At 65.5% G+C, this 23,933-nt stretch carries 26 protein-coding genes; 14 read left to right on the top strand and 12 right to left on the bottom strand.

The annotated features are described in order from the left end of the window. The 7 genes from GTP77_RS12275 to GTP77_RS12245 form a co-directional block, all read right to left on the bottom strand. Positions 1-1,500, bottom strand: coding sequence for an ABC transporter substrate-binding protein (locus tag GTP77_RS12275; RefSeq protein WP_228895351.1), 1,500 nt, complete (start codon positions 1,498-1,500; stop codon positions 1-3). Positions 1,501-1,613: 113 nt separating this feature from the next. Continuing rightward, entirely contained in the window at positions 1,614-2,627 is a 1,014-nt protein-coding gene (locus GTP77_RS12270; protein WP_161072446.1) for an SIS domain-containing protein, read from the bottom strand. Beyond that, on the bottom strand, positions 2,617-3,732 hold the full coding sequence (nagA, locus tag GTP77_RS12265) for an N-acetylglucosamine-6-phosphate deacetylase (protein WP_161072445.1): 1,116 nt from the start codon (positions 3,730-3,732) through the stop codon (positions 2,617-2,619). The genes GTP77_RS12270 and nagA overlap by 11 nt, the downstream gene beginning before the upstream one ends. Then, positions 3,729-4,463, bottom strand: a complete 735-nt coding sequence (locus tag GTP77_RS12260) for a GntR family transcriptional regulator (protein WP_161072444.1) — start codon at positions 4,461-4,463, stop codon at positions 3,729-3,731. The genes nagA and GTP77_RS12260 overlap by 4 nt, the downstream gene beginning before the upstream one ends. Positions 4,464-4,476: 13 nt before the next feature. Beyond that, positions 4,477-5,361, bottom strand: a complete 885-nt coding sequence (locus GTP77_RS12255; RefSeq protein WP_161072443.1) for a glucosamine kinase nucleotide-binding domain-containing protein — start codon at positions 5,359-5,361, stop codon at positions 4,477-4,479. Positions 5,362-5,671: 310 nt separating this feature from the next. After that, positions 5,672-7,039: a GIN domain-containing protein gene (locus GTP77_RS12250; RefSeq protein WP_161072442.1), complete on the bottom strand. Its 1,368-nt coding sequence runs from the start codon at positions 7,037-7,039 to the stop codon at positions 5,672-5,674. 188 nt (positions 7,040-7,227) lie between these two features. Continuing rightward, on the bottom strand, positions 7,228-7,503 hold the full coding sequence (locus GTP77_RS12245; RefSeq protein WP_161072441.1) for a hypothetical protein: 276 nt from the start codon (positions 7,501-7,503) through the stop codon (positions 7,228-7,230). Between the two features lie 271 nt (positions 7,504-7,774). Between GTP77_RS12245 and GTP77_RS12240 the strand changes: the two genes are divergently transcribed. The 10 genes from GTP77_RS12240 (at position 7,775) to GTP77_RS12195 (ending at position 14,755) form a co-directional block, all read left to right on the top strand. Next, positions 7,775-7,960, top strand: a complete 186-nt coding sequence (locus GTP77_RS12240) for a hypothetical protein (protein WP_161072440.1) — start codon at positions 7,775-7,777, stop codon at positions 7,958-7,960. A gap of 2 nt (positions 7,961-7,962) precedes the next feature. After that, positions 7,963-8,454 (top strand): hypothetical protein, encoded by a 492-nt coding sequence (locus GTP77_RS12235; protein WP_161072439.1) that lies wholly within the window; start codon positions 7,963-7,965, stop codon positions 8,452-8,454. A gap of 40 nt (positions 8,455-8,494) precedes the next feature. Beyond that, entirely contained in the window at positions 8,495-10,162 is a 1,668-nt protein-coding gene (locus GTP77_RS12230; protein WP_161072438.1) for an AAA family ATPase, read from the top strand. Between the two features lies 1 nt (position 10,163). Then, positions 10,164-10,940, top strand: a complete 777-nt coding sequence (locus tag GTP77_RS12225) for a general secretion pathway protein GspB (RefSeq protein WP_161072437.1) — start codon at positions 10,164-10,166, stop codon at positions 10,938-10,940. 11 nt (positions 10,941-10,951) lie between these two features. Next, entirely contained in the window at positions 10,952-11,497 is a 546-nt protein-coding gene (gene mobB, locus GTP77_RS12220; protein ID WP_161072436.1) for a molybdopterin-guanine dinucleotide biosynthesis protein B, read from the top strand. A 76-nt stretch (positions 11,498-11,573) separates the two neighbouring features. Next, positions 11,574-11,750, top strand: a complete 177-nt coding sequence (locus GTP77_RS12215; protein ID WP_228895360.1) for a YjfB family protein — start codon at positions 11,574-11,576, stop codon at positions 11,748-11,750. A 163-nt stretch (positions 11,751-11,913) separates the two neighbouring features. Next, positions 11,914-12,096, top strand: coding sequence for a hypothetical protein (locus tag GTP77_RS12210; RefSeq protein WP_161072434.1), 183 nt, complete (start codon positions 11,914-11,916; stop codon positions 12,094-12,096). Positions 12,097-12,272: 176 nt separating this feature from the next. Next, complete coding sequence (locus tag GTP77_RS12205; RefSeq protein WP_161072433.1) at positions 12,273-12,542, top strand: BufA1 family periplasmic bufferin-type metallophore; 270 nt, start codon at positions 12,273-12,275, stop codon at positions 12,540-12,542. Between the two features lie 27 nt (positions 12,543-12,569). Continuing rightward, positions 12,570-14,243, top strand: coding sequence for an MNIO family bufferin maturase (gene bufB, locus GTP77_RS12200; protein ID WP_161072432.1), 1,674 nt, complete (start codon positions 12,570-12,572; stop codon positions 14,241-14,243). A 41-nt stretch (positions 14,244-14,284) separates the two neighbouring features. Next, a complete protein-coding gene (locus GTP77_RS12195; RefSeq protein WP_161072431.1) occupies positions 14,285-14,755 on the top strand; it encodes a DoxX family protein in 471 nt (156 codons plus the stop codon). Here the strand turns inward: GTP77_RS12195 and GTP77_RS12190 are convergent. From GTP77_RS12190 to fumC, 3 genes are all read right to left on the bottom strand, one after another. After that, on the bottom strand, positions 14,752-15,036 hold the full coding sequence (locus GTP77_RS12190) for a DUF883 domain-containing protein (protein WP_161072430.1): 285 nt from the start codon (positions 15,034-15,036) through the stop codon (positions 14,752-14,754). The genes GTP77_RS12195 and GTP77_RS12190 overlap by 4 nt on opposite strands. 106 nt (positions 15,037-15,142) lie before the next feature. Continuing rightward, positions 15,143-15,379 (bottom strand): RNA-binding S4 domain-containing protein, encoded by a 237-nt coding sequence (locus GTP77_RS12185; protein WP_161072429.1) that lies wholly within the window; start codon positions 15,377-15,379, stop codon positions 15,143-15,145. 48 nt (positions 15,380-15,427) lie between these two features. Beyond that, complete coding sequence (gene fumC / locus GTP77_RS12180) at positions 15,428-16,825, bottom strand: class II fumarate hydratase (RefSeq protein ID WP_161072428.1); 1,398 nt, start codon at positions 16,823-16,825, stop codon at positions 15,428-15,430. A 184-nt stretch (positions 16,826-17,009) separates the two neighbouring features. On the opposite strand from fumC, the gene GTP77_RS12175 reads away from it, so the two are divergent. After that, entirely contained in the window at positions 17,010-18,221 is a 1,212-nt protein-coding gene (locus GTP77_RS12175; RefSeq protein WP_161072427.1) for a type IV pilus assembly protein FimV, read from the top strand. 179 nt (positions 18,222-18,400) lie between these two features. Beyond that, positions 18,401-19,618: an aspartate aminotransferase type Ic gene (locus tag GTP77_RS12170; protein WP_161072426.1), complete on the top strand. Its 1,218-nt coding sequence runs from the start codon at positions 18,401-18,403 to the stop codon at positions 19,616-19,618. 104 nt (positions 19,619-19,722) lie between these two features. On the opposite strand, the gene GTP77_RS12165 is transcribed toward GTP77_RS12170, so the two are convergent. Both GTP77_RS12165 and GTP77_RS12160 read right to left on the bottom strand, forming a co-directional pair. Next, entirely contained in the window at positions 19,723-20,004 is a 282-nt protein-coding gene (locus GTP77_RS12165) for a flagellar protein FliT (RefSeq protein ID WP_161072425.1), read from the bottom strand. A gap of 172 nt (positions 20,005-20,176) precedes the next feature. Beyond that, positions 20,177-21,004: an HDOD domain-containing protein gene (locus tag GTP77_RS12160; RefSeq protein WP_161072424.1), complete on the bottom strand. Its 828-nt coding sequence runs from the start codon at positions 21,002-21,004 to the stop codon at positions 20,177-20,179. 234 nt (positions 21,005-21,238) lie between these two features. On the opposite strand from GTP77_RS12160, the gene GTP77_RS12155 reads away from it, so the two are divergent. Together GTP77_RS12155 and GTP77_RS12150 are read left to right on the top strand one after the other, a co-directional pair. After that, positions 21,239-23,260, top strand: coding sequence for a M13 family metallopeptidase (locus GTP77_RS12155; RefSeq protein ID WP_161072423.1), 2,022 nt, complete (start codon positions 21,239-21,241; stop codon positions 23,258-23,260). Positions 23,261-23,269: 9 nt separating this feature from the next. Next, positions 23,270-23,908, top strand: coding sequence for a class I SAM-dependent methyltransferase (locus GTP77_RS12150; protein ID WP_161072422.1), 639 nt, complete (start codon positions 23,270-23,272; stop codon positions 23,906-23,908). Positions 23,909-23,933: the final 25 nt, after the last annotated feature.

The raw sequence follows: 23,933 nt of genomic DNA, 5'->3' as shown, positions 1-23,933 counted from the left end.
TCAAAACTGTTGCCCCACCGAAGCAGCCTGAGCCGCATTTTTTACCTCCGGGGTCAGACCCCACGCGCGCGCAATGCGGCTCAGCTCGTCTGCGTCCCAGAGTGAAGCCGCTGCCGTCGCGGGTAAAACTGTCGCTGCGGCAAGCCGCGCAGGGCCATTTTTTGCGTTCTGCGCGGAAACGAGCTGAGCCGCATTTTTTTCGCTTGGGGTCTGACCCCGGATGGGGGAAATGCGGCTCAGCTTGCTTTGGCGCGAGAGCTTTTTGTTCCAGATGGCGGCGGCGGCGTCGAGGGCTTGCTGGATGTCCTGGCGGCCGGTGACGCCGGCTTCGACGGCTTTCACCAGCGAGCGGCGCAGTTCGTCGTAGTCGGTCACGCCGGAGACGTAGAGCGTGTGCGAGTGCGGCATCGAGACGGCACCGGCGCTGACGGCTTTTTCGGCGGCGCCGGCCTTGGGCGGCACGGCCAGGAAGAACGGGTCGCGCGCCGCTTCGGCGGCGGCGGGGTAGACGCTGGCCAGCCTGGCGAACGCGAGCTGGTTCGCGTCGTTGGTCAGGTAGCGGGCGAACTCGCCTATCTGCGGCAGCAGTTTTTTGTCCACGCCGGCAGGCACGGCGAAGTGCACCAGCCAGCCGCCGTCGGCAATGCCGGTCGGTCCCAGCGGCGCGGGAGCCACGCCGGTCTTGGCGTAGATGTCTTTTGCATCGGTCTCGATGCGCTTCACCGCCGTGGGCGGCGCGAGCAGCATGCCGAGGCGGCCGCCTTTGTAGGCGTCAATCGCGGCGGGGAAATTGTCTTCGGCGAACAGGCTGTCTTTCAGCAGGCCGCCTGCCTTGTACGTTGCCGCCAGCTTGGCCACCAGCGCCACGTGCGCCGGCGAGTTGAAGGCGGCGCGGCCGTCTTTGATGACGGCCAGGCCTTGCTGCATCATCAGGCCGTCGATCTTGGACAGCGCGGGGCACAGTCCGGCCTTGCCGGTGCGCTGCGCGATCTGGCGCGCGAAGGCCAGCTGTTCGTCCAGGCTGTTCGGGGCGCGCGTCAGTCCTGCGGCCTTGAAGATGTCGGTGTTGTAGCTGATGACGGCGACGTTGCTGTACATCGGGAAGCCGTAGGTCTTGCCGCCGAAGGTGAGGTCTTCCAGCGTGCTGGCGAGGTAGCGGTGGCGCGCGCCTTGCAGCAGTTCGTCCACCGGCGTGAGCAGGCCGTCACGCGCGAATTCGTCGGCCCACGGCACGTTCAGGTTGACCAGCGCGGGCGGCGTGCCGGCCACGATGCGCGTCACCAGCTTGGTCTGGATAATGTCCCAGGGGAAGTCTACCCATTCGATCTTGATGCCGGGGTGCGTTGCTTCATAGCTGCGCGCCAGGCCTTCGAAGTAGGGCGTGAATTTGGGCTTCATGCTGAAGGTCCAGAATTCGATTTTCTGGATCGGCGGCACAGCCGCCGCCAGCGTTGCCGCGCCCAGGGCCATCAATGCTGTCAGCAGTAATTTGATTTTCATCGATGGTCCAGGGGCGGCGGGTTACGCGCTTTCAGCGCTAACCCGCCCTACGATGCTCCGCGAAACCGGGCGAGGCGTAGGGTGGGTTAGGCGCAGCCGTAACCCGCCAGTGTTTAGTTGGTCTTGGTGACTTTGCTGAGGTGGCGCGGACGGTCCGGGTCCAGGCCGCGCGCGGCGGACAGCTTGGCTGCCATCACGTAGAAGGCCTGGATGGCGACGATGGGGTCCAGGTCCGGCGTGGCGGCAACCGGCAGGGTCAGGTCGCGCTGGGCGACGTCGTCCGGTGCTGCCAGCAGCACGCGGGCGCCGCGGCCGCGCATTTCGTCGGCCAGGGCCAGCAGGCCTGCTTGCGTCGGGCCGCGCGTGGCGAAGATCAGCAGCGGGTAGCCTTCTTCGATCAGCGCCATCGGGCCGTGCTTGATCTCGGCGCCGCTGAACGCTTCGGCTTGCAGCGCCGAGGTTTCCTTGAATTTGAGCGCGGATTCCAGCGCCACCGGGAAGCTGATGCCGCGTCCCACCACCATGATGTTCTTGGCCGGGGCCAGCACTTCGAGGGCAGGCGACCAGTCGGCTTCGGTGGCCTTCAGCAGCGATTCGGGCAGTGCCTGCAGGCCGGCCAGCAGCTCGGGGTCGTTCTGCCATTGGGCCACCAGGCGCGCGCCGGCGACCAGCGAGGTGATGAAGCTCTTGGTGGCTGCCACGCTTTGTTCTTTGCCTGCGCGCAGCGGCATGGACCATTCGGCCGCTTCCGCCAAGGGGGAGGCTATGTCGTTCACCAGCGCCACGGTGGTGGCGCCGCCGTCGCGGAAGTAGCGGATAGGCTCGACCACGTCCGGGCTCTGGCCGGACTGCGATACGGCGATGGTCAGCGTGTCGCGCGTGATCAGCGGCGATTTGTGCAGCGTCACCAGCGACATCGGCAGCGAGGCCACCACGCGGCCCAGGCGCGCCATGATCAGGTAGGCGATGTAGTTGCAGGCGTGGTCGGAGCTGCCGCGCGCCACGGTCAGTGCGGTCGAGAAGGGCGTGCTCCTCAATTTGCGTCCCAGCTCCGCGTAGCGGTCAGCGTCGTTCGCCAGTTGCAGCGCGACGCATTCTGCGGCGGACAGGGCTTCTTTAAGCATCATTGAGGTCACAACGTTCTCCTTCGATATATACGGCTTTGAGTTTGAGATCCCGATCCAGCACCACCAGATCGGCATACGCGCCAGCCACCAGGCGGCCGCGTTCTTGCAGGCCGAGGTAGTCGGCAGCATGGGTTGAGACGCGGGCCGAGGCGTCCGCCAGGTCCAGTCCGAGTCCGACCAGGTTGCGCAGCGCCTGGTCCAGTGTGAGGGTGCTGCCGGCCAGCGTGCCGTCGGGCAGGCGCACGCCGCCCATGCACTTGTGCACGGTGTGCCGGCCCAGCATGTATTCGCCGTCCGGCATGCCGGTGGCGGCGGTGGAGTCGGTCACGCAGTACAGGCGCGGGATGGCGCGCAGCGCGGTCTTGATGGCGCCCGGATGCACGTGCAGCAGGTCCGGTATCAGTTCGGCGTATTCGGCGTGCGCCAGCGCGGCGCCCACCATGCCGGGCTCGCGGTGGTGCAGGCCGCTCATGGCGTTGAACAGGTGGGTGAAGCCGGCCGCGCCGTGCTCGAGGGCGGCCACGCCGTCTTCGTAGGAGCCCAGCGTGTGGCCGATCTGCACGCGCATGCCTTCGTCGGCCAGTTCGCGCACCAGGCCGAGGTGGCCGGCGATTTCCGGCGCGACGGTGATCACGCGCAGCGGCGCCATCGTCTCCAGGCGCTGCACTTCGGCCAGCGTGGCGGCGCGCGCGAAATTGGGCTGCGCACCGAGCTTGCCGGAGTTGATGTAGGGGCCTTCGAGGTGGGCGCCCAGCACGCGCGCTTCGTTCTTGCCGCGCTGGCGCACGGCTTTGCCGATGGCCGTCAGCGCCAGGTCGATGTCTTCCGGCGGCGCGGTCATGGTGGTGGCGAGCATGCTGGTGGTGCCGTGCCGCGCATGGATGCGGGCGATGGCGTGCACCGCGTCGCCGCCTTCCATCACGTCCTTGCCGGCGCCGCCATGCACGTGCAGGTCGATAAAGCCGGGGATAATGTAATCGTCGCCGTTCAGTTGCGGGTCGGCCGCTGCGCCTTGTATGCCGGCGATGCGTTCGCCGAAGGAGATTGCGCCGCTCAGCCAGCCGGCCGGGGTCAGGATATTGCCTTGGATCGTTACATCGCTCATCTGCGCGACTCCGCTACAAATTCATAATAATCGCTGCGGCAGTAGGAGTGCGTAAGCTCCACCGCTGCGCCGTTTTCCAAATAACTCACGCGTGTAATGTGCAGCATGGCGACACCAGGCTGGATATTGGCCAGCTTGGCTTGTTCCGTGGTGGCGTTGACCGCGCGGATGTGCTGCAGCGCGCGCATCGGCACCGTGCCGTTGGCTTCCAAAAAGCCGTACAGCGAACCGGTCACGCTGTGCGGGTTGGGCATGTAGGCGGCCGGGATGGTGGTGGTTTCTATCGCCATCACCACGTCGTCCGCCGTGCGCAGGCGCTTGAGGCGCGCCACCGGCATGTTGGGCGACAGCCCCAGCGACAGCAGTTCCAGCGGCGCGGCCACGCCGATCTCGCGCTGCAGCCAGCGCGAGCCGGCCGTGAAGCCGCGCTGGCGCAGCTCCTCGGAGAAGCTGGTCAGGCGCGACAGCGGCTGTTCCAGCTTGGGGGTGATGTAGGTGCCGGAGCCGCGCTTGCGGGTCAGCATGCCGCGGTCGCACAGCATGTCGATGGCCTTGCGCGCCGTGACCCGCGAGATGTCCAGCATGTCGGACAGCACGCGCTCGGACGGCAGGGCTTCGTTGGCGCGCCAGTCGCCGCTGGCGATGCCGTCGGACAGCTTGTTCGCCAGCTGCATGTACAGCGGCGTGTCGCTTTCGTGGTCCGGCCTGAAGTCGCTCAACTGGTCTAACACGGCTGCTCCCTGTTCAGGATTGAGGTTGGTTTTGCTGCAGGTGCTGCTGGATCAGCCGCAGCGCGCCGGCTGCGGAATCGCCCCGCGGCGCGACGATGCGGCGCAGCAGCTCGGACGGCAGGTAGCTGCGCAGCGGCTCGCCCAGCCCGCCGCACAGGGCGATCGGCAGCTTGCCGCCGGCGTCCAGCGCCTGCGCGATCAGGGCCACCTGGCGGCCCGCTTCGAGCAGGATGGCGCGCGCCACTTCGTCCGTGTCCGCATGCTGGAGCACGATGCGGGCCAGGTGCGCGTAATGCGTCTGCGTGGCGTTGGCCAGCCAGACCTGGATGGCGTTGCGTTCGCCGCCGCAGGCGTTGATGACGGACGCCGCGAAGGCGCCGCCTTCGGCGCGGCCGTCTATCACTTGCTGGATATGGTTGATGGCGCGCAGTCCTATCCAGGCGCCGCCGGCTTCGTCGCCGGCCGGGAAGCCCCAGCCGCCCACTTCCTTGCGGCTGCCGTCGGCCAGCAGGATCTCGCCCACGCTGCCGGTGCCGAGCGCGATGATGGCGCCGGGCTGGCCCTGGTGGGCGCCCAGCACGGTGGTGTAGGCGTCGGTTTCCAGCGCCACCGCCGCGTAGCCGGGATTGGCGGCCACGAAGTTGGCGGCCCACTGGCGGTTGTGCACGCCGGCCAGGCCGAGGCCGATGGCGATGCGCTCGCGCGCCGGGTAGTCCAGGCCGCTGGCCTTGAAGGCTTTGCCGGCCGCATCCTCCACCGAGGACCAGGCGTTCTTGATGCCGTGCAGCAGGCCGGAAGGGCCGCTGTCGCCTTCGCCCAGCGCGGCGCCGTTGCTGCGCATTAAACGCACCCTGGTACCGCTGCCGCCGCCGTCGACGCCGATTAGAAATTCGATCATGTTCATGTCTGTGTGAGGAGCTGTGGGGCACTATATGGTCGGCCAACCAGCTTGTCAACAGGTATTTAACTGGTATTGTATTTGAGTGAAGTGGACTTGCTTTCCAAGCCGACAATTGCGGCCTAAGTTATTGTTTTATAACGCAGAGTTATTTTGTGACGCGGACGGGGAATGTGGTCTTGAATAATGCCAATTTTGGCGGCTTAGGAGCAAGCCGTAACCCGCCGCACGGCCAAATGCAGAACGCCCGGCTCTGGGCCGGGCGTTCGGGTAAGTCGGGCTGGGCGGACCCGCAGGCCCGCCACCACCGTTAATTGTCGCGGCTGGGGCGGACGCCGCTGCGGTCTATCATCACCATGCGGGCGCCGTCCGCGCTGGAGGGTTTGCCTTCTGCGTTCAGCTTGCCCTGCACATTGACCCAGGCGCTGCCCGGGCCGCGCACCACCACGTCGGCCTGCTTGGCCACCAGGCCGCGCGCCTGCAGGTTGCCGGAGCCGGTCAGGCGGGCGTTCAGGTTGGCCGTGTTGCCGTCCAGATGGACCTGGCCGGGACCGCTCATGGTCACTTTCACGTCGCGGCATTCGGTGGTGGTTTTCAGTTCGCCGGAGCCGCGCACTTCCGCGTCCAGCGTGTCGTTGACTTTTTTCAGGTAGATATTGCCGGGGCCGCGGTTGCGGGTGACGGCGCGCGCCACCACCAGGCCTTTGGCGTCCAGGTCGCCGGAGCCGTTCACTTCCGCGCTCAGCGTGTTGCTGCTGCCGGACAGTTCCACATTGCCCGAGCTGTCCAGGATCACGCGCACATTGTTGCTGGCCAGTCCGCGCGCGCTCAGGTCGCCGGAGCCATGCACTTCGGCGTCGAATTTCTTGATATTGCCTGCGATGCAGGCGTTGCCGGAGCTGCGCAGCATGGCGCTGGCGTTCTCCACCGACAAGCCGCAGGCTTCCAGGTCGCCGGAGCCGGAGATTTCGGCGCGGATTTCCTTGCTGCTGCCGCCCAGCGTCACGCTGCCGGAGCTGCGCATCAGCGCGTTGACGGTGTTGGTGTGCAGTTCCTGCGCTTCCAGGTCGCCGGAACCACTCAGTTCGGCGTTCAGGTCCAGGCTGATGGCGCCGGCCTGCACGTCGCCGGAACCGCTCATCTGCAGATTCATGCTGCCGGTTTTCAGGTGGCGCATGTCCAGGTCGCCGCTGCCGCCGGAGCGCACCACCAGGCTGCCCACGGCGCCGCTGGCGTCCACGTCGCCGGAACCGCTGGCGGTCAGGGCGAACTGCGTGCCTTTGAGCTGGTCGGCGCGCACGTCGCCGCTGCCGGAGGCGGTCAGGCTTTTCAGGCCGGCCGCGCTGATGCGCACGGTGGGCGGTTCCATGCTTTTGCCAAAGTGGAAGGAGAAGCCGTTGCGCTTGACGGGGCGCACGATCAGCGTGCCGTTCTCGACTACGGTTTCCAGGCCGTCCAGCTGCTTGCGGGTGCCGCGCACTTCCACGGCGCGGCCGCCGTCGTCCTTGATTTCCACGTTGTAGGGGCCGGCCAGTTCGATGGCCGTAAAGGCCGCCACGGGGCGCGACTCGGTGACATGCGCGTTGGCGGCGGGCGTGTCCGCGTGGCCGGGCAGGGCGATGGCGCCTCCCAGGGCGAGGGCGGTAACCAGGGCTGTTTGTTTGATCAGCTTATTCATATTGTTTTCACTGTAGTTTTTGCCCGGAGGGGCGGGGAAGTGTGTGAACAATAAGATAAAAAGCGCGCGGCGGTGGGCGGAAAGGGACGAAAGCGCAAATTCGCGGGATCAACTGCAAAATAGCGGCGCTGAAATGCATGCGGCCCGCGATCGGGCCACAACCGGCCGCGAGGCGGGCCCGGGGCGGCTTATTTGGTGTAGAAGCTCAGGTCCTTGGATAGCGTGTTTTCATAGGTACGCACCGCTTCGGCGGCTTCGCGCTGGACTTCGGCGCGCGAGCGGACGGCATCCTTTTTCGCCAGCGCGGCAGGCACGGCGGCGGCGGCGGCCGGGGTGGCGGCGCTGGCCAGCAGCACGGGCGCAGGGCGGGCGGCGGCTTCAGCTTCGGCTTTGGGGGCGTCGGATGCGAATGCCGAGGAAGTGGCCAGAACGGTCAGGGCGGCGATCAGTTTCAGCGATTTCATGGTCTTGCTCCTTGTGGAAGTGTGGTGATGGGGTGTTTCCTCATCGATACTTGCCATTGTATACAGCGGGATTGGGCAGAAAAAGACGCATAATCGCAATGCACAATTTTGTTGCTGGCAATAATCACCACCCTACAGCTTTTGCCGTTTCAGTCCGTAAAGTTGTGTAGCGGCATAGCCACTCAATTGCTGATGGCCACGCTTATAGCTGTCATAATGGCTGCAGAGCGACGCCGGCGGAGCGAATGCCAAGCCGGGAAGGAGAAAGAGCATGATCAAATACATAGGGACCAAGAAAACGAGTGAAGGCGGCATCCTCTATGTTTTCCTGATTAACGGCTTGCAGAAGGAGGTGCGGGAGAGCGCGCTCAAGCAATATCCGGGCTGCTACGACGCCTTGCCGGCCGCTGCCAAGGCCAAGATCAGCGCCAACCGCGCCTGGATGTCCAAAATCTAGCAATGTCGTCTTACACCCCACCGTCCGCGCTGCGCGCACTGGTGTTGAGCCTGCTGCTGGCCGCTTCGGCCGCGCAGGCCGCGCCGCCCACCACCTTTGGCACGGTCATCGGCAGCGGCCTGCTGTGCCGCGACGAAACCAGCAACCGTTTTTACTACGACTACATGGTCAAGTTCTTCGGGCCGCCCTACAAGCGCGAAGGCGGCGCTTGGTGGTTCCGCACCCAGGACGCGCGGCTGTGGGGCGCCGAGATCGTGGAAGTGATCGTCAGCGACGACAGCTGGCCCATGGTGTTCGTCGGCGCGGTGGTTGAAAGCACGCCGGAAAAGCTGGAAGAAGCCATCATTGCCCAGGATGGGCTGCGGTATGCGAAAATTGACAGTTCGCGCTACCCGGTGCGGGAAGCCAAGCCCGGCAGCCGCATCGTGTATGCCGACCGCAGGGCGAAGATATACTGCGCCAAGTTCAAGCCGCTGCCGCCTGCCTTGCGCTGACGGCGGGCCTGCGCTGCGGTGGTGCTCATCCAGGGACTACATGTACACGCAATTTTTCAATCTGAAACAATCGCCGTTTTCCATCGCGCCCGACCCGCGCTATCTGTACATGAGCGAACGCCACCGCGAAGCGCTGGCGCACCTGCTGTACGGCGTTGGCAGCGGCGGCGGCTTCGTGCTGCTGACCGGCGAAATCGGCGCCGGCAAAACCACCGTGTGCCGCTGCTTCATGGAGCAGATTCCCGAGAATTGCCAGCTGGGCTATATCTTCAATCCCAAGCTGACGGTGGAGGAGCTGCTGCTGTCGGTCTGCGACGAGTTCCGCATCACGCTGCCGCCGCAGGGCGCGGGGGCGGTCAGCGTGAAGGGCTATGTGGACGCGATCAACCAGCACCTGCTGGCCAGCCACGCGCAGGGCCGCAACAATGTGCTGATTATCGACGAGGCGCAGAACCTGTCGGCCGACGTGCTCGAGCAGCTGCGCCTGCTGACCAACCTGGAGACCAGCGAGCGCAAGCTGCTGCAAATCATCCTGATCGGCCAGCCCGAGCTGCGGTCCATGCTGGCCCGGCCGGAGCTGGAGCAGCTGGCGCAGCGCGTGATCGCGCGCTATCACCTGGGCTCGCTGTCGGTGGAGGAAACCGGCAGCTATATCGGGCACCGGCTGGCGGTGGCGGGCGCGGTGGGCGTGGCGCCGTTCCCGGGCGGGCTGATGCAGCAGATCCACCAGCTGACGAAGGGCGTTCCGCGCCGCATCAACCTGCTGTGCGACCGCGCCATGCTGGGCGCCTACGTGGAAAACGCGCAGCAAGTCACGCGCAAAATCCTGCGGCGCGCCGCAGCGGAAGTGTTCGCCACCGAAACGGGCGCAGCGACCGTGGCGCGGCCATGGCTCCCCATCGCCGCCGGCGTCCTGGCCGGCGCCGTCCTCACCGCCATCGCCGCTTGGCAACTGATGCCGCATTCCGTGCCCATGGCGGGGCCAGGAACTGCCAATGTGGCAGGGTCAGGCGCCGCCAAAATGCCGCAATCCGGCGCCGTTGTGAATGGCGGCGCCGCCGCGCCGGGGTCAGGAGTCGCCAATTTGGCGGGGTCAGGCACCGTGGCGGCGACATCGGACGTGGCGTTGCGGCAGATGGCAGCGCTGTGGGGACAAACTGTTCCGTCCGGGGAGTTTTGCCCGGCGGCGGCGAAGCAGAATTTGCGCTGCCTGTTCGGCAAGGGCGGCCTGGATGATGTGCGCCTGCTGGACCGTCCGGTCGTGTTGAAGCTGATCGACGACCCAACCACGCCGCGCTTCGCGATGCTGACGGCGATGGACGGGCAGGGCGCCACGCTGGACATCGCGGGCAAACGCGAGACCGTGCGATTGGATGCGCTGGCCAGCCGCTTCGACGGCAGCTTCATTACGCTGTGGCGCGCGCCGCGCGGCTGGCGCGACGAGGTGTCGGCGGGCGATCACGGGCCGGACGTGGACTGGCTGGCCAAGCGGCTGGCGTCCCTGCACGGCGGCAAGCCGCCCCAGGAGAACCGCCCCATGGACGCGGAGACCCAGCGCCTGTTGCGCGAGTTCCAGCTCAGCCAGAATCTGAAGGCCGATGGCGTGGCGGGACCGAAGACTTTTATCAGGCTGAATCAGCTCGGCGGCGTGAATGAACCGCGCCTGCTGGCGCCAGCAAAGCCCGGCGTTGCCGTGGCGGGGAAATAATATGTCGTACATTCTGGAAGCGCTCAAGAAGGCGCAGGCCGAACGCCAGCTGGGCGCCACGCCGACCATCCATGCGCCGACGCTCGATGCGGCCGTTCCGCGCGGCACAGGCGGCGCGCGCTGGAAGCCGCTGGCGCTGGCGGCCGGCGCCGTTGTAATCGTGGGCGCCGCCGTACTGCTTTGGCGCCAGCAGCCTGCGCCTGCCGTTCTGACCAGTGCGGCGCAAGTGGCAGCCACTGCACCTGTGGCGGCATCGCCTGCGCCTGTTTCTCAGCCTGTGCCGCCAGCCGCGCTGGATGCGCCCGCCGCAGCGCCGTCTGCTGCGGTGCCCTTGCCTTCCGCCGTGCCGCCTGCGCCGCCCGTTGCCGCTCCAGCGCAAGCGTCTGTTGCCCCGGCGCATCAGGCCGCGCCTGTGCCAGTCCCGGCCCCCGCGCCGCTGGCCCGGCCCGCTGCAAGCGCACCCGCCGCGCCGCAAGCGCAGATTGCTCCCGAGCCGGCAAAGGCGCAGCCTCCGGCACCCGCGCCGCGCGCCGCCGAAGCCCCCGAGGAACCCGTCCAGCTGCTGCGCGACCTGCCCGAACCTATCCAGCGCAGCATCCCGCAGATCACCATGGGCGGCTATATGTACTCGCGCAACCCCGCCGATCGCCTGGTGCTGATCGACAAAATCCTGCGCCACGAAGGCGAGGAGGTGGCTCCCGGCCTGGTACTCGAGAAACTACTGCCCAAGGCAGCCATCTTCACCTTCAAAGGCTACCGCTACCGCGTGCCGTACTGAAAGAATCCCTGATGTATCCAGAACATCCCCCGCTCCCCGGCAATGTCGTCGGCATCGTCGGCACTTCGGGCAGCGGCAAGACTACGCTGCTGGAGTTTTTGGTGGCGCAACTGGCAGCGCAAGGCTTGCGCGTCAACGTCATCAAGCATAGCCACCATGACCTGGAACTGGAGCCGCCGCGCAAGGATTCCGCCCGCCTGCGCATGGCTGGCGCGGCCGAAGTGATGGTGGCGTCGCCATTTCGTTTCGCCATTATCCAGGAGCTGCGCGGCGCGCCCGAGCCCACGCTGGACGAGCAGTTGGCCCGCCTGGCGCCAGCCGACCTGACCCTGGTTGAAGGCTTCAAGTCCTATCCTTTCGACAAGCTGGAGGTCTACCGCCCGGACACTGGCCGCGCCCCCCTGTATCCGGCCGACCCGAACATCGTGGCGGTCGCCTCCGACCAGCCTGCGCCCCCCGAATTGCGCGACGGCCTGGCCTGGCTGGACCTGAACCATCGCCCCACCGTCCTGGCCTGGCTGGCGCAGCGCATAAAAATTATTTCGCCGGCGGCCTAAAGCTTGCAAAAAAACGTCCGTAAACAGGGGATAGCCCACAGTGGAGGAAGTCATGGACGTTACAGGAATTGCCCGGTTGGCAACCAGCATTGCCGATACCGGCACCAAGCAAGACGTGGCTGTGGCCGTGCAGAAAAAAGCCCAGGACATCCAGGCTTCCAGCGCGCAGGCGCTGATTGAAGCGATCCCGCCCGTACCCAAGGCGTCGAATCTGCCTTCGAATCTCGGCAACACCATCAACACCACCGCGTAGTATCAGGCGGCACCCTGCCTGCTTGCGGGCAGGCGCGCCCGCTATTGTTTGCAAACGCAAAAAAAGTTTCACAATCTCTTCAAAATCACGTCAACAGATTCCCGGCGTGCGGCGTTAATGCCCTACGTAGGAATTCTTACGGACAACATCGAGGGAACACCAAATGAAGAAACTGATCGCCGCTGCTATCGCCGCCACTTTCGCCATGGGCACCGCTTTTGCACAGGCGCCTGTCGCCGCCGCTGAACCTGCTGCCGCTCCAATGCACAAGAAAGCCGTGCACAAGAAGGCAACGCACAAGAAAGCCGCACACAAAAAGGCCAAAAAAGCAGTACCAGCCGCTTAATGTCCTGACGCGCCCCGCGCGCACCAGCTAGCCCGGATTCACTGCCTCGGTGACTCCGGGCTTTTTCTTTTTGTAAATCTAAAAAAATGTGTAAGGATGCTGGCACAGTGCGCGACTATGCTTCAGCCGCAGATTTCTGCGCACTGGAAACGATAACTTACCCAAAGGAGATACACATGAACAAGCGTCAAGCCCTGATCGCCGCAGCCCTGGCAACCGTCTGCAGCGCCGCTTCCGTTAGCGCCTCGGCAGGCATGGAACCAGCCGGCGACAAGGAAAAATGCTTCGGCGTGGTCAAAGCCGGCCAGAATGATTGCGCTTCGTCCAACGGCTCGCATTCCTGCGCCGGACAAGCCAAGGCCGACAACGCGCCGACCGAGTGGAAGTACGTGGCCAAGGGCACGTGCGAAAAAGCCGGCGGCAAGACCACCGCGCCAGCCAAGTAATCACCTGCGGACCACGGAGCCCTCGCCATGCCGCACAGCGCCCATCCGGCCCATGCCCTGGGCGCCGGCGTCGGCCTGAGGGCGCCGCATTACCGCCAGTTCCTGGAGCAGCGGCCGCGCGCCGGCTGGCTGGAAGTCCACACCGAGAACTATCTCGACCAGGGCGGATGGGACTGGCATGTGCTGCAGGAATTGCGGCGCGACTATCCGCTCAGCTTGCATGGCGTGGGGCTGGGACTGGGTTCTGCGCGCGGCTTTTCCGAGCAGCATCTTGAGCGTGTGCGGGTGCTGGTGCGGGCGGTGCAGCCGGCGCTGGTGTCCGAGCATTTGAGCTGGGGCGCGGTGTTCGGGCGGCATTTGAACGACCTGCTGCCGCTGGCGCTCAACGCCGCCGCGCTGGACTTGCTCAGCGAGCGCGTGCATCGCGTGCAGGACAAGCTGCAGCGCAGGATATTGCTGGAAAACGTGTCCACCTATGTGCGCTTCCGCGACGATGCGATGAGCGAGGCGGAGTTCCTGGCAGCCTTGGCGCGGCGCACCGGTTGCGGGCTGCTGCTGGACATCAATAATCTGTATGTGAATCAATGCAACCACGGCGAGGACGCGCTGGCCGCCATCGCCGCGATTGCGCCGGGCACGGTGGGCGAGTTCCACCTGGCCGGTCACCTGGCGACACCGGACGCGGTGATCGACCACCACGGCGCGCAAGTCGCCGCGCCCGTCTGGGCCTTGTACGAGGCGGCCCTGCGCCGCTTCGGCCCGCTGCCCACGCTGATTGAGTGGGATACCGATATTCCCGCGCTGGACGTGCTGCTGGCCGAAGCGGACAAGGCCGCCGCCATCGCCGAGCGCGTGGCGGCAGGGCAGGGTGCTGGTGCCGCCGGTAGCGCCGGCGTAAGCTTTGCGCCGCTGCAAGCGGCGCCTGCCGCCGCCTCTGCCGATGGCGACGCGCTGGCCGCCTCTCAGCAAGCCTTCGCCGCCGGCCTGCTCAACATTGCCGAGTCCGCCCCGGCGCTGGCGGCCTTCCAGGGCGAGGGCAAAGAGCATGGCTACGCGCTGTATCGCGGCAACCTCACCGTCACCTGGCGCAAGACTTTATCCAGCGCCTACCCGGTGATCGCGCAACTGGTGGGCGAGGAATTCTTTGACGCGCTGAGTGCCGAATATGGCCGCGCCCATCCGTCCTCCAGCGGGGACCTGAACCAGTTCGGCGCCGAGTTCGCCAGTTTCCTGCGCACCTTCCCGCACACGACCGAGCTGCCCTACCTGCCCGACATGGCCCGCCTGGAATGGTCGCTGCACCGCGCCCATTACGCCGCCGACGCGCCCGCCATGACCGCCGCCGATTTGGCCGCCGTGCCACCCGAAGCAATCGAGGACGCCTGTCTGGCGCTGCGGTCGGCCTGCATTCCGCTCGCCTTCGATTACAGCGTGGTGCAGCTATGGCAAGCCCATCAGCCCGATGGCCCGCCGTTCCCCGGGCTGATGGAAGCGCCCAGCCATGCGCTGATCGCCCGCCCGCGCTGGAAGACGGAAGTGCTGCCCCTGAGCCCGGCCAGCCACGCCGCCTTGGCCGTGCTGCACGGCGGCGGCAACTTCGGCGCCGCGCTGGATGCCGCCTTCGATATCGACGAAACCTTCGACGTTGCCGCGCATTTGCAGCAATGGCTGGAGCACGCCGTGTTCAGCACCATAGCTTGAACCCGCAGCTCCGGCTGCCTCCCGACTGAAACGAGACCAACATGAAAAATCTGTTTGCATTGCATCGCCTGTCCACCCGCTACGACGCCGCGCTGAGCGACTGGGGCGGTTCCGTGGCCAGCGTGGCGCTGCGCCTGTACGTGGGCTGGCAGTTCATGAAAGCCGGACTGGCCAAGCTGAACGACTGGAGCGCCACGCTGGCGCTGTTCCACGACGAATACAAAGTGCCGCTGTTGCCGCCGGACCTGGCCGCCTACATGGGCGCGGGCGGCGAACTGGTGCTGCCGCTGCTGCTGTTCGTAGGATTGTTTTCGCGCCCGGCGGCGCTGGCGTTGTTCTTTGTCAACGCGGTGGCGGTGCTGTCCTACCCGCAGCTGTTCAGTTTTGAATGCCCGGCCGCGGTCAACGACCATTTCTTCTGGGGCGTGATGCTGCTGGTGCTGGTGGCGTTCGGGCCGGGCCGCTTTTCGCTGGACGCGCTGATTGCGCGCCAGCGCCAGGGCCGGATTTAGCGGAAGGCGCGCATCAGCTTGGCCTCGCCGCTGATGTCGTGGAATTGCAGGTTGGCGGAGTGGGTGGCGGCGATCATGCGGGCCAGTTGCGCGTCTTCAAACCGCGCCAGTTCTTCGGTGGCGGCCAGCAGCGCCTGGGTGAGTTTGGCGCGCGCGCTCTGGTACAGCGCGCTGGTGCACTGGTCGGTATTTTTCAGGAGTTCTTCCGCGTTCTCGATGACCTGCCGCAAATCGCCGATCAGGCGCTCCTGGTTTTGCAGCTTCTGTTCAGGGCCGTCCATGGCGCCTCCCCCTCCAGCTGGTTGAGCACTATTTTGCGGAATAGGCACGGCCCGTCCCGCTTTCAGCTTAGCGGCAGATTGCTCAAATGCAAGTAAATTTGCTCTATCAAGCGCCGTCCGCGCCGCTGTCGCCGAGAACGCTGATGCGCACATCGCCTACGCTTACTTGCTGGCCTGCGCGTATTTTGCAGGTCTTGCGCAACTCCTGCTTGCCGTCGACCTTCACCTGGCCGCTGGCCACCAGCACCTTGCCGGCGCCGCCGCTGTCGCACAGGCCGACATTCTTCAACAGCTGGTTCAATTCGATGAATTCCGACGTCAGTTCAAAACTAACCTTTTGCATTTATTTTATCCTCAGTCGCGATGACTTGTAGTTCAGTTATTAAAAAAATCACCCATGGGCGTTGGGTTGCGTCATCTCCAGCGGAACTATCCACCGTTCAAACTGTTCGGCGCTGACAAAACCCAGCGCCAGCGCCGCTTCCTTCAGCGTTGTGCCCTCATGCTGCGCTTTCTTCGCGATTTGCGCGGCGCGATCATAGCCGATATGCGGCGCCAGCGCAGTGACCAGCATCAGCGAACGCTCCATCAGCTCGCTGATACGGCCCAGATTGGGCTCTATGCCCTGGGCGCAATGGTGATCGAAGCTGCGCATGCCATCGCCCAGCAGGCGCGCGCTTTGCAGGAAGTTGTGCGCGATCAATGGCTTGTAGACGTTCAGCTCGAAATTGCCCGAGGCCCCGCCGACGGTAATGGCCACGTCGTTGCCGAACACCTGGCAACACAGCATGGTAACGGCTTCGCACTGGGTAGGGTTGACCTTGCCTGGCATGATGGAGCTGCCCGGTTCGTTTTCCGGGATGGTGATCTCGCCGAGGCCGGAGCGCGGACCGGACGCCATCCAGCGCACGTCGTTGGCGATTTTCATCAGCGCGGTCGCCAGGGTTTTCATGGCGCCGTGGGCCGCCACCAGCGCGTCGTGCCCGGCCAGCGCGGCGAATTTATTGTCGGCGGTCTGGAACGGCAACTGCAGGCGGTCCGCCAGCTCGGCTGCGATGCGGGTGGCGTATTCCGGATGCGCGTTCAGGCCGGTGCCCACCGCCGTGCCGCCGGCGGCCAGTTCCAGCAGCGGGGGCAGGGCGGCGGTGATGCCCAGGTCCGCGTAGTCCAGCTGCGCCACATAGCCGGAAAATTCCTGGCCCAGGGTCAGCGGCGTGGCGTCCTGCAAATGGGTGCGGCCGATCTTGACGATGCCGGCGAAGGCCTTGGCCTTGGCGTCCAGCGTGGCGCGCAGGTCGCGCAGCGCCGGCAGCACGGTGTGCGCCAGCGCGTTGGCCGAGGCGACGTGGATGGCGGTGGGGAAGATGTCGTTGGACGACTGGCCCATGTTCACATGGTCGTTCGGGTGCAGCAAGCGCTTTTCGCCGCGCTCGCCGCCCAGGATCTCGGAGCCCCGGTTGGCCAGCACCTCGTTCATATTCATATTGGACTGGGTGCCGGAACCGGTTTGCCACACGGCCAGCGGGAATTCGCTTGGGTGCTTGCCCGCCAGCACCTCGTCGGCCGCCTGGGTGATGGCGCCGGCCTTGGCTTCGTCCAGCAGGCCCAGGTCCAGGTTGACGCGCGCGGCGGCGCGCTTGACGCTGGCCAGCGCATGGATCAGCTCGGGCGGCATGCGTTCGGTGGAGATGGCGAAGTGTTCCAGCGAGCGCTGGGTTTGCGCGCCCCACAGCTGCCCGGCGGGGACGTCGATAGGTCCAAAACTGTCGCGCTCGGTACGGATGCTCATGGATGCCTCTGTCATGGTGGAATATGCAATTAGTGTAGCGCAGAGTCCAATTTCCGGCGCAGGACTTCAAAACGGAAAATTCCAGCCGTTAAGACTGTTACACTTTAGAAATTCGCAGCTTAGCGACCCCGAATACATGCAGCGTCGTCCTTACCGTTTTCTTGCCCTTCGCGCCGGCGGCCTTGTGCTGGCAGCCGTCCTGTCGTCCGCTTCCCTGGCGGCCGAGCTGGGCGACGTGGTGGTGCGTTCGCACATAGGGCAGCAATTGTCGGCCGACATAGAGCTGGTGATGCTGGCGCCGGAGGATCTGGCAGGCGTGCAGGTCAGGCTGGCGGGGGCGAATGTGTACCAGGGCGCGAATGTGCGCATGAATCCGGTGCTGTCGTCGCTGCGTATGACGGTGGTGAAGCGCGACAACCGGCAGTTTCTGCATTTGACGACTTTCCAGCCGGTGGATGCGGAATTGCTGCATCTGTTTGTGGAACTGGGGACGGGGGCGCGGGCCAGCGTGCGGTCGGCAACCTTGTGGCTGACGCCCGAACCTGCGCCTTTGCCTGCGCCAGCGCCGCTGCCCGCGCCACGGCCTCAGCTTGCCGCGCCGTCTGCGGGCGGCTTGTCCGAGGCGGAACGCGGCGCGCAGGACGCCCAAGCGGCGGCCAACCGCGCAGCGGCCTTGCGCGCGGCCAGGATGCGCGCAGCGGCGAACGCGGCGCGTGATGCGGCCGGCGGCACGGTCGGCAACACCGGCCCCGCAGCTGAGCAGGCCGGCGCCGAGGTCAAGCCGGGGCCGGCTGCTGTGCCCATCAAGCTCGGCCCGGAGCCGCGTGTCGCCAAAAGCAAAGCCGGCGCCAAGGGGGGCGTCTGCGCCGCAGGGCAGCCGGACGGCGAGGCCCAGCAATGCCTCGCGCTGGACCAGACCAATGCTGAACTGAAGACCAAACTGATCGATCTGGAAGGCAAGGTCAAGCAATTGCAGGCCGCGCTGGGGGCGGGCGCCGCAACAGCCGCCGCGCCTGCTGCTGCCTCGGCCGCATCAGCCGCGGCGTCGGCCGCGTCCGCCAGCGAGACGGCTGCCGCAGCATCGGCCGGCGCCTCTGCCGCCGCCAGCGCGCCCGAGGCGGCGAACAAGGCAGACACTGTTACTCCCGCGTCCACGCCGCCCAAGGCCAGCGGCAAAAAGAAACGCGAGCCCGGCGGCGTGAACACCACCACCATGGTGATAGGCGGCGTCCTGCTGCTGGCGCTGCTTGGCGGCCTGCTGTACTACCTGATCCGCCGCAAGAAGATCAAATTCTCCACCGCCCCGCTGAAGGTCTGGCAAGGCTGGCGCAAGGACAAAATAGCCGCCGAAGCCGAGCCTGCGCCTGCCGAAGCCGCCATACCCGAAAAAGAATAACCGCCATAAGGGCGGCCTCGGCAGTGCGGCGCGAAACGCGATATACTCATGCCGTGCTTTTCTGCACCCATCCCCCTCAGTCCAGCTAAACCAGCATCCGCCAGCGCTCCCGCCTGGCGACAGGCGCTGGGTGGTGCCCGCGCACTGCGCACCCGCTTTCAATCCCCAGGAAAGGCATCATGAGCACCGCACCATTACAGTCCCAATACGACGAATTCAAGCAACTCGGCCTGAAACTCGACATGTCGCGCGGCAAGCCCGCGCCTGAACAGCTGGACCTGTCCAACGCGCTGATGGCCGCGCTGGACGGCTACGCCGCGCACGACGGCACCGACACCCGCAACTACGGCGGCGGCGTGGGCCTGCCCGAAGCGCGCGCCCTGTTCGGCGAACTGCTGGACGTGCCCGCCGCGCAAGTGGTGGTCGACAGCAGCGCCAGCCTGTCGCTGATGCACGACGTGATCGTCTACAGCCTGCTGCTGGGCGTGCCCGGCCATGCGCCGTGGATGGGCGCGCAGCCGGTCACCTTCCTGTGCCCGGTGCCGGGCTACGACCGCCACTTCGCCATCTGCGAACAGCGCGGCATCAATATGGTCAACATTCCGATGACGGAAGACGGCCTGGACATGGACCTGGTCGAGCGCCTGGTGGCCTCGGACGCCAGCATCAAGGGCATGTGGTGCGTGCCAAAGTACAGCAACCCGGGCGGCGTGGTCTACTCGGACGAGGTGGTGCGCCGCCTGGCCGCGATGAAAACCGCCGCCCCCGACTTCCGCCTGATGTGGGACGACGCCTACCGCTTCCACCACCTGGGCGACGAGAAAATCGGCATGGCCAATATCCTGGACGAGTGTGCCAAGGCGGGCAATCCGGACCGCGCCATCGTGTTCGCGTCCAGCTCCAAGGTCAGCTGGGCAGGCTCCGGCGTGGCCGCGCTGGCCGCGTCGCCGGCCAATATCGCCTGGTGGACCAAGCACGCCGGCATCCGCAGCATCGGCCCGGACAAGGTCAACCAGCTGCGCCACGTGCGTTTCCTGAAAAACAAGGCCACGGTCGAAGCGCTGATGGAGCAGCACCGTGCGCTGCTCAGGCCCAAGTTCGACACCGTGCTGGCCCTGTTCGAAGAGCATCTCGGCAGCGTGCCCGGCGTAAGCTGGACCCGTCCCAAGGGCGGCTACTTCATCGACCTGGTCACCCCGCCGGGCGCCGCCAAGCGCACCATCGCGCTGGCCAAGGAAGCCGGCATCACGCTGACCCCGGCCGGCGCCGCCTATCCCTACGGACTGGACCCCGAAGACAGCCACATCCGCATCGCCCCGAGCTTCCCCTCGCTGGACGAAATCCGCCAGGCCGCCAAAGGCATCGCCCTCTCCCTGCGCGTAGCAATCAGCCAATAAGCATGTAAGCCTTGCCGAAAAGCCAAAAGGGGTCTGACCCCTTTTTTCGGCTATGGAAATAAAAAAGCGCCGTGAAGGCGCTTTTGTCGTTGGGGCGGGGCGGCTTATTGCGGCATGCCGGGAATGCGGTTCAGCCATGGCTCGGTGACGTCGCGCACGGCGCGGTCGTTGGCCAGGATTTGCTTGAGCAGGTCGATCTTGCGCTGGCGGGCGGCGCCTTCCAGCGGGGCCACGGTGGCGCCGGCCGCTACGGTGGCGGTGGCCACGGCGGTCTGGTTTTCCAGGCGACCCAGGCTCTCCCAGTCGCTTGCGCGCGCTGCCATCACCATGTTATTGGTCAAGGTGGCAACATTTTCGTACATGGCGAGCACTTCGTTGGAGGTCATGGCGCATCCTGAAAAGTAAAAATGGATTACTGCTTGTCTGGATTAACGTCATGCCGTTCGGGAACTTTAGGGTTTTTTCAAAATATTTTGAATTTATTTTTGGGGTGGTGAAAAAGACAAGGCCGGCGCGGCCTCGAAGGGCGGCGCCGGCCTCGGGGGCGGGGCGTGATTCTTACTTGACCAGTTCTTCCAGACCGGCGCTCAGCTCGCTAGGCGGCGGCATGTCGTCGATCAGCGCGTTCGGCTCCAGGCCCAGCTCTTCGGCGATCTCGGTCGGGTAGCAGGCTTCGATTTCCTCGTCCGTCAGCTTGTTTTCCTCGACCCGCGCGCGCCAGGCGGCCAGGTGGATGATGCCGGCCAGGCGGGTGCCGTGCTCGTGGTTCATCGGGTCGGGGAAGGCCATGATGGTCTCGGAGAAGGCTTCCGGGAACTTCCAGCGTTTGGCCAGTTCCGCGCCCACGTCGGCGAAGGTGTAGGCCAGCGACGCTTGTTCGGCGTCCAGGCGGCGCGAGTCCAGCGGGCCGGCGACCTTGTCCAGCTGCATGGCCTGTTCCGGCATGGCGGCGTGCATCACCAGCTGGCCGATGGCGTGCATCATGCCGATGGTGAAGGCGAGGTCGGTGTTTTCCTTGGTCTTTTTGGCGATCCACTTGGCCGAGCAGGCGGTGTACAGGCTGTAGCGCCAGAATTGCTTCAGGTCCAGGCCGGGCACCGTTTTGAAGCCGCTGACCAGGCCGGAGCTGATGACCAGCGTGCGCACGGTGACAAAGCCCAGCATGAGCACGGCGTCTTCCACCGTGCCGATGCTGCGCGAGACATGGTAGTAGGCTGAGTTGGCCAGGCGCAGCAGCTTGGCGCTCAGGACGGGATCGGCGGACAGTTTCTTCGCGATTTCCTCGGTGGAAACGCTGGCTTTATCAAAGCTGCTGATCAGTTCTTCGACAACTTTGGGAGCCGTAGGCAACGCAGTCGGGTTCTGGAAAAGGGCTTCAAGTTTCATAGGGGGCTCTCCTTGTTTTGTATGCGTTGCTGTAAGTGAACTATATAGGGATTCCTTGCTTCGTTGTGGCCTTTTTGCACTGTGCGTAGCATGGATGCACCGCATTCCCCGTATTCTGCAGTGCATCCCCATATTTTGCAGTCTGTCGCGCGGCGCTGGCTTCCGGCCGCGCGCTTGCTTAGAGTGGAGCCTGGCGTACCACGCCGTTTAAAAACACAACAACAGGAACAAGACATGCACGCACCCATCAAGACCGTACTCGGCTTCGCGCTGGCCGGCGCCCTCCAGGCGCTGGCCCCTTGCTATGCGGCCCAGGCAGACGCGCCGGTCTCCACCGCCAAGGCCGCGCTGCTGCCTGGCGACGACTTCTTTGCCTACGCCAACGGCAACTGGCTGGCAAGCACCCAGATCCCGGCCGACCGGGGCAGCTGGAGCTCGATGGCCCAGCTGGCCGAAGACACCAACCAGCGCATCATCAAGCTGATCGAAGCGGTGCCGGGCGACAAGCACGCCGGCGCGGAAGCGCGCAAAGTGAGCGATTACTACCTGGCCTTCATGAACGAGGCCGCGATTGAAGCCAAGGGTGTGGAGCCGCTGCGGCCGGCGCTGAAAAAAATCGGCGCCATCGCCGACAAGACCGAGCTGACCAGGATGCTGGCCGCCACCGTGCGCGCCGACGTCGATCCGCTCAACGCCACCGAATTCCATACCGAAAACATCTTCGGCCTGTGGGTGGCCCAGGGCCTGAACGACCCCAAGCGCAACATGCCTTACCTGCTGCAGGGCGGCCTGGGCCTGCCGGACCGCGTCTACTACCTGGAAGACAACGAGCGCATGCACAAGCTGCGCACCGCCTACCAGGCCCACATCGCCGCCATGTTCAAGCTGGCCGGCTATAGCGACCCGGAAACCCGCGCCGCCCGCGTGTTCGAGCTGGAGCGCAAGCTGGCGCTGACCCACGCCAGCCGCGAAGACTCGGCCGACGTCATGAAAGCCAATAACACCTGGACCGTAGCCGATTTCAGCCAGAAAGCGCCCGGCATGGACTGGAAGCTGTTCCTCAAATACGCCGGCCTGGGCAAGCAGCAAAGCTTCATCCTGTGGCACCCCAGCGCCGTGGTGGGCGTGGCCGCGCTGGTGAAAGAGTGTTCGCTGGATGCCTGGAAAGACTTCCTCGCCTTCCACGCCATCAACACCAGCGCCGGCCACTTGCCGCAAGCCTACACCGAGCAGCATTTCGACTTCTACGGCCGCACGCTGGGCGGCACGCCGCAAATGGCGGTGCGCTGGAAGCGCGCCCTGGCCGCCGTCAACGACGGCATGCCGGACGCGGTGGGCAAACTCTACGTCTCCACCTATTTCCCGCCGGAGGCCAAGGCCAAGCTGCAGCACATGGTCAGCAATATCGTGCAAGCCTTCCACGTCCGCATCGACAAGCTGGACTGGATGGCGCCCGCCACCCGCAAGGAAGCGCACGCCAAGCTGGACGCGCTCTACGTCGGCGTCGGCTATCCCGATAAATTCACCTCCTACGGTCCGCTGGCCGTGAAAGCGGACGACGCCCACGGCAACGCCGAGCGCGCCTCCAGGCTGCACTACCAGCAGCAGTTGGCCAAGCTGCACCAGCCGGTCGACAGCAAGGAATGGTGCATGCCGCCGCAACTGGTGAACGCCGTGAATATGCCGATGCAGAACGCGCTGAATTTCCCGGCCGCCATACTGCAGCCGCCGTTCTTCGATCCTAAAGGGCCGGACGCGCTGAACTACGGCGCCATCGGTTCGGTCATCGGCCATGAAATCAGCCACAGCTTTGACGACACCGGCTCCCAGTTCGACTCCCAGGGCCGCCTGCGCGACTGGTGGACCCCGTCCGACGCGGCGCACTTCAAGACCGCCTCCGGCGCGCTGGTGGCGCAGTACTCCGCCTACAAGCCGTTTGCCGACCTGCCCATCAACGGCCAGCTGACGCTGAGCGAGAACCTGTCCGACCTGGCCGGCCTGGCCGCGTCCTACGACGCCTTCAAGGCCGCCAATCCGCAAGCCGACGACCGCGACTTCTTCCTGGGCTACGCGCAGAGCTGGCGCGGGCTGGCGCGCGAGCAGTCGCTGCGCCGCCAGGTGATGACGGACGGACACGCGCCCTCGAAATGGCGCACCTACACCGTGCGCAATCTGGACGCCTGGTACAAGGCTTTCAATGTGCAGCCAGGGCAGCAGTTGTACCTGGCGCCGGAGCAGCGCGTGCGCGTCTGGTAAAGTAGGAGGATGGAACCGGACAAAGACATCGACAGCATCACGCGGATCACGCAGGCCACGCTGCGGCACTACGAACACAGCGCGCAGCAGTTTTTCGAGGGCACGCGCGACCACGACGTGAGCCAGAACGTGTCGGCGCTGCTGGGCGCCATCCGGTCCGCAACCCCGTACCGCATCCTCGACCTGGGATGCGGGCCGGGGCGCGATCTCAAGACTTTCACCGAACTGGGCCATGTTGCCGTCGGCGTCGACGGCTCGGCGGAGTTTGTCCGCATGGCGCGGGAATGGAGCGGCTGCGAGGTCTGGCGCCAGGACTTCGTGGCGCTGGACCTGCCCGCCGGCGCCTTCGACGGCATCTTCGCCAACGCCTCCCTGTTCCACATCCCCAGCGCCGCCTTGCCGGACGTGCTGCTGCGCCTGTACGCCGCCCTGAAGCCGGACGGCGTGCTGTTTAGTTCCAACCCGCGCGGCGACAACCGCGAAGGCTGGAACGGCCCGCGCTACGGCAGCTATTACGACTACGAAACCTGGGAACGCTATCTGACCGCCGCCGGCTTCGAGCCGCTCGGCCATTACTACCGTCCGCCCGGCCTGCCGCGCGAGCAGCAGGCCTGGCTGGCCAGCCTGTGGCGCAAGCCGATAGCCTGATGGACCGTTAGCGTGCGCTGGCGTA

Origin of the sequence: Pseudoduganella aquatica (assembly GCF_009857595.1) — a bacterium.
Lineage (GTDB): Bacteria > Pseudomonadota > Gammaproteobacteria > Burkholderiales > Burkholderiaceae_D > Rugamonas > Rugamonas aquatica_A.
This window is presented reverse-complemented; position numbering and strand designations above follow the sequence as displayed.

Coding starts and splice junctions, on each gene's coding strand:
- GTP77_RS12195 (WP_161072431.1), top strand. CDS start 14,285: ATGAAAAATCTGTTTGCATTGCATCGCCTGTCCACCCGCTACGACGCC.
- GTP77_RS12275 (WP_228895351.1), bottom strand. CDS start 1,500: ATGAAAATCAAATTACTGCTGACAGCATTGATGGCCCTGGGCGCGGCA.
- fumC (WP_161072428.1), bottom strand. CDS start 16,825: ATGAGCATCCGTACCGAGCGCGACAGTTTTGGACCTATCGACGTCCCC.
- GTP77_RS12245 (WP_161072441.1), bottom strand. CDS start 7,503: ATGAAATCGCTGAAACTGATCGCCGCCCTGACCGTTCTGGCCACTTCC.
- GTP77_RS12165 (WP_161072425.1), bottom strand. CDS start 20,004: ATGACCTCCAACGAAGTGCTCGCCATGTACGAAAATGTTGCCACCTTG.
- GTP77_RS12225 (WP_161072437.1), top strand. CDS start 10,164: ATGTCGTACATTCTGGAAGCGCTCAAGAAGGCGCAGGCCGAACGCCAG.
- GTP77_RS12150 (WP_161072422.1), top strand. CDS start 23,270: ATGGAACCGGACAAAGACATCGACAGCATCACGCGGATCACGCAGGCC.
- GTP77_RS12160 (WP_161072424.1), bottom strand. CDS start 21,004: ATGAAACTTGAAGCCCTTTTCCAGAACCCGACTGCGTTGCCTACGGCT.
- mobB (WP_161072436.1), top strand. CDS start 10,952: ATGTATCCAGAACATCCCCCGCTCCCCGGCAATGTCGTCGGCATCGTC.
- bufB (WP_161072432.1), top strand. CDS start 12,570: ATGCCGCACAGCGCCCATCCGGCCCATGCCCTGGGCGCCGGCGTCGGC.
- GTP77_RS12235 (WP_161072439.1), top strand. CDS start 7,963: ATGTCGTCTTACACCCCACCGTCCGCGCTGCGCGCACTGGTGTTGAGC.
- GTP77_RS12205 (WP_161072433.1), top strand. CDS start 12,273: ATGAACAAGCGTCAAGCCCTGATCGCCGCAGCCCTGGCAACCGTCTGC.
- GTP77_RS12230 (WP_161072438.1), top strand. CDS start 8,495: ATGTACACGCAATTTTTCAATCTGAAACAATCGCCGTTTTCCATCGCG.
- GTP77_RS12170 (WP_161072426.1), top strand. CDS start 18,401: ATGAGCACCGCACCATTACAGTCCCAATACGACGAATTCAAGCAACTC.
- GTP77_RS12240 (WP_161072440.1), top strand. CDS start 7,775: ATGATCAAATACATAGGGACCAAGAAAACGAGTGAAGGCGGCATCCTC.
- GTP77_RS12190 (WP_161072430.1), bottom strand. CDS start 15,036: ATGGACGGCCCTGAACAGAAGCTGCAAAACCAGGAGCGCCTGATCGGC.
- nagA (WP_161072445.1), bottom strand. CDS start 3,732: ATGAGCGATGTAACGATCCAAGGCAATATCCTGACCCCGGCCGGCTGG.
- GTP77_RS12255 (WP_161072443.1), bottom strand. CDS start 5,361: ATGATCGAATTTCTAATCGGCGTCGACGGCGGCGGCAGCGGTACCAGG.
- GTP77_RS12210 (WP_161072434.1), top strand. CDS start 11,914: ATGAAGAAACTGATCGCCGCTGCTATCGCCGCCACTTTCGCCATGGGC.
- GTP77_RS12155 (WP_161072423.1), top strand. CDS start 21,239: ATGCACGCACCCATCAAGACCGTACTCGGCTTCGCGCTGGCCGGCGCC.
- GTP77_RS12270 (WP_161072446.1), bottom strand. CDS start 2,627: ATGATGCTTAAAGAAGCCCTGTCCGCCGCAGAATGCGTCGCGCTGCAA.
- GTP77_RS12250 (WP_161072442.1), bottom strand. CDS start 7,039: ATGAATAAGCTGATCAAACAAACAGCCCTGGTTACCGCCCTCGCCCTG.
- GTP77_RS12185 (WP_161072429.1), bottom strand. CDS start 15,379: ATGCAAAAGGTTAGTTTTGAACTGACGTCGGAATTCATCGAATTGAAC.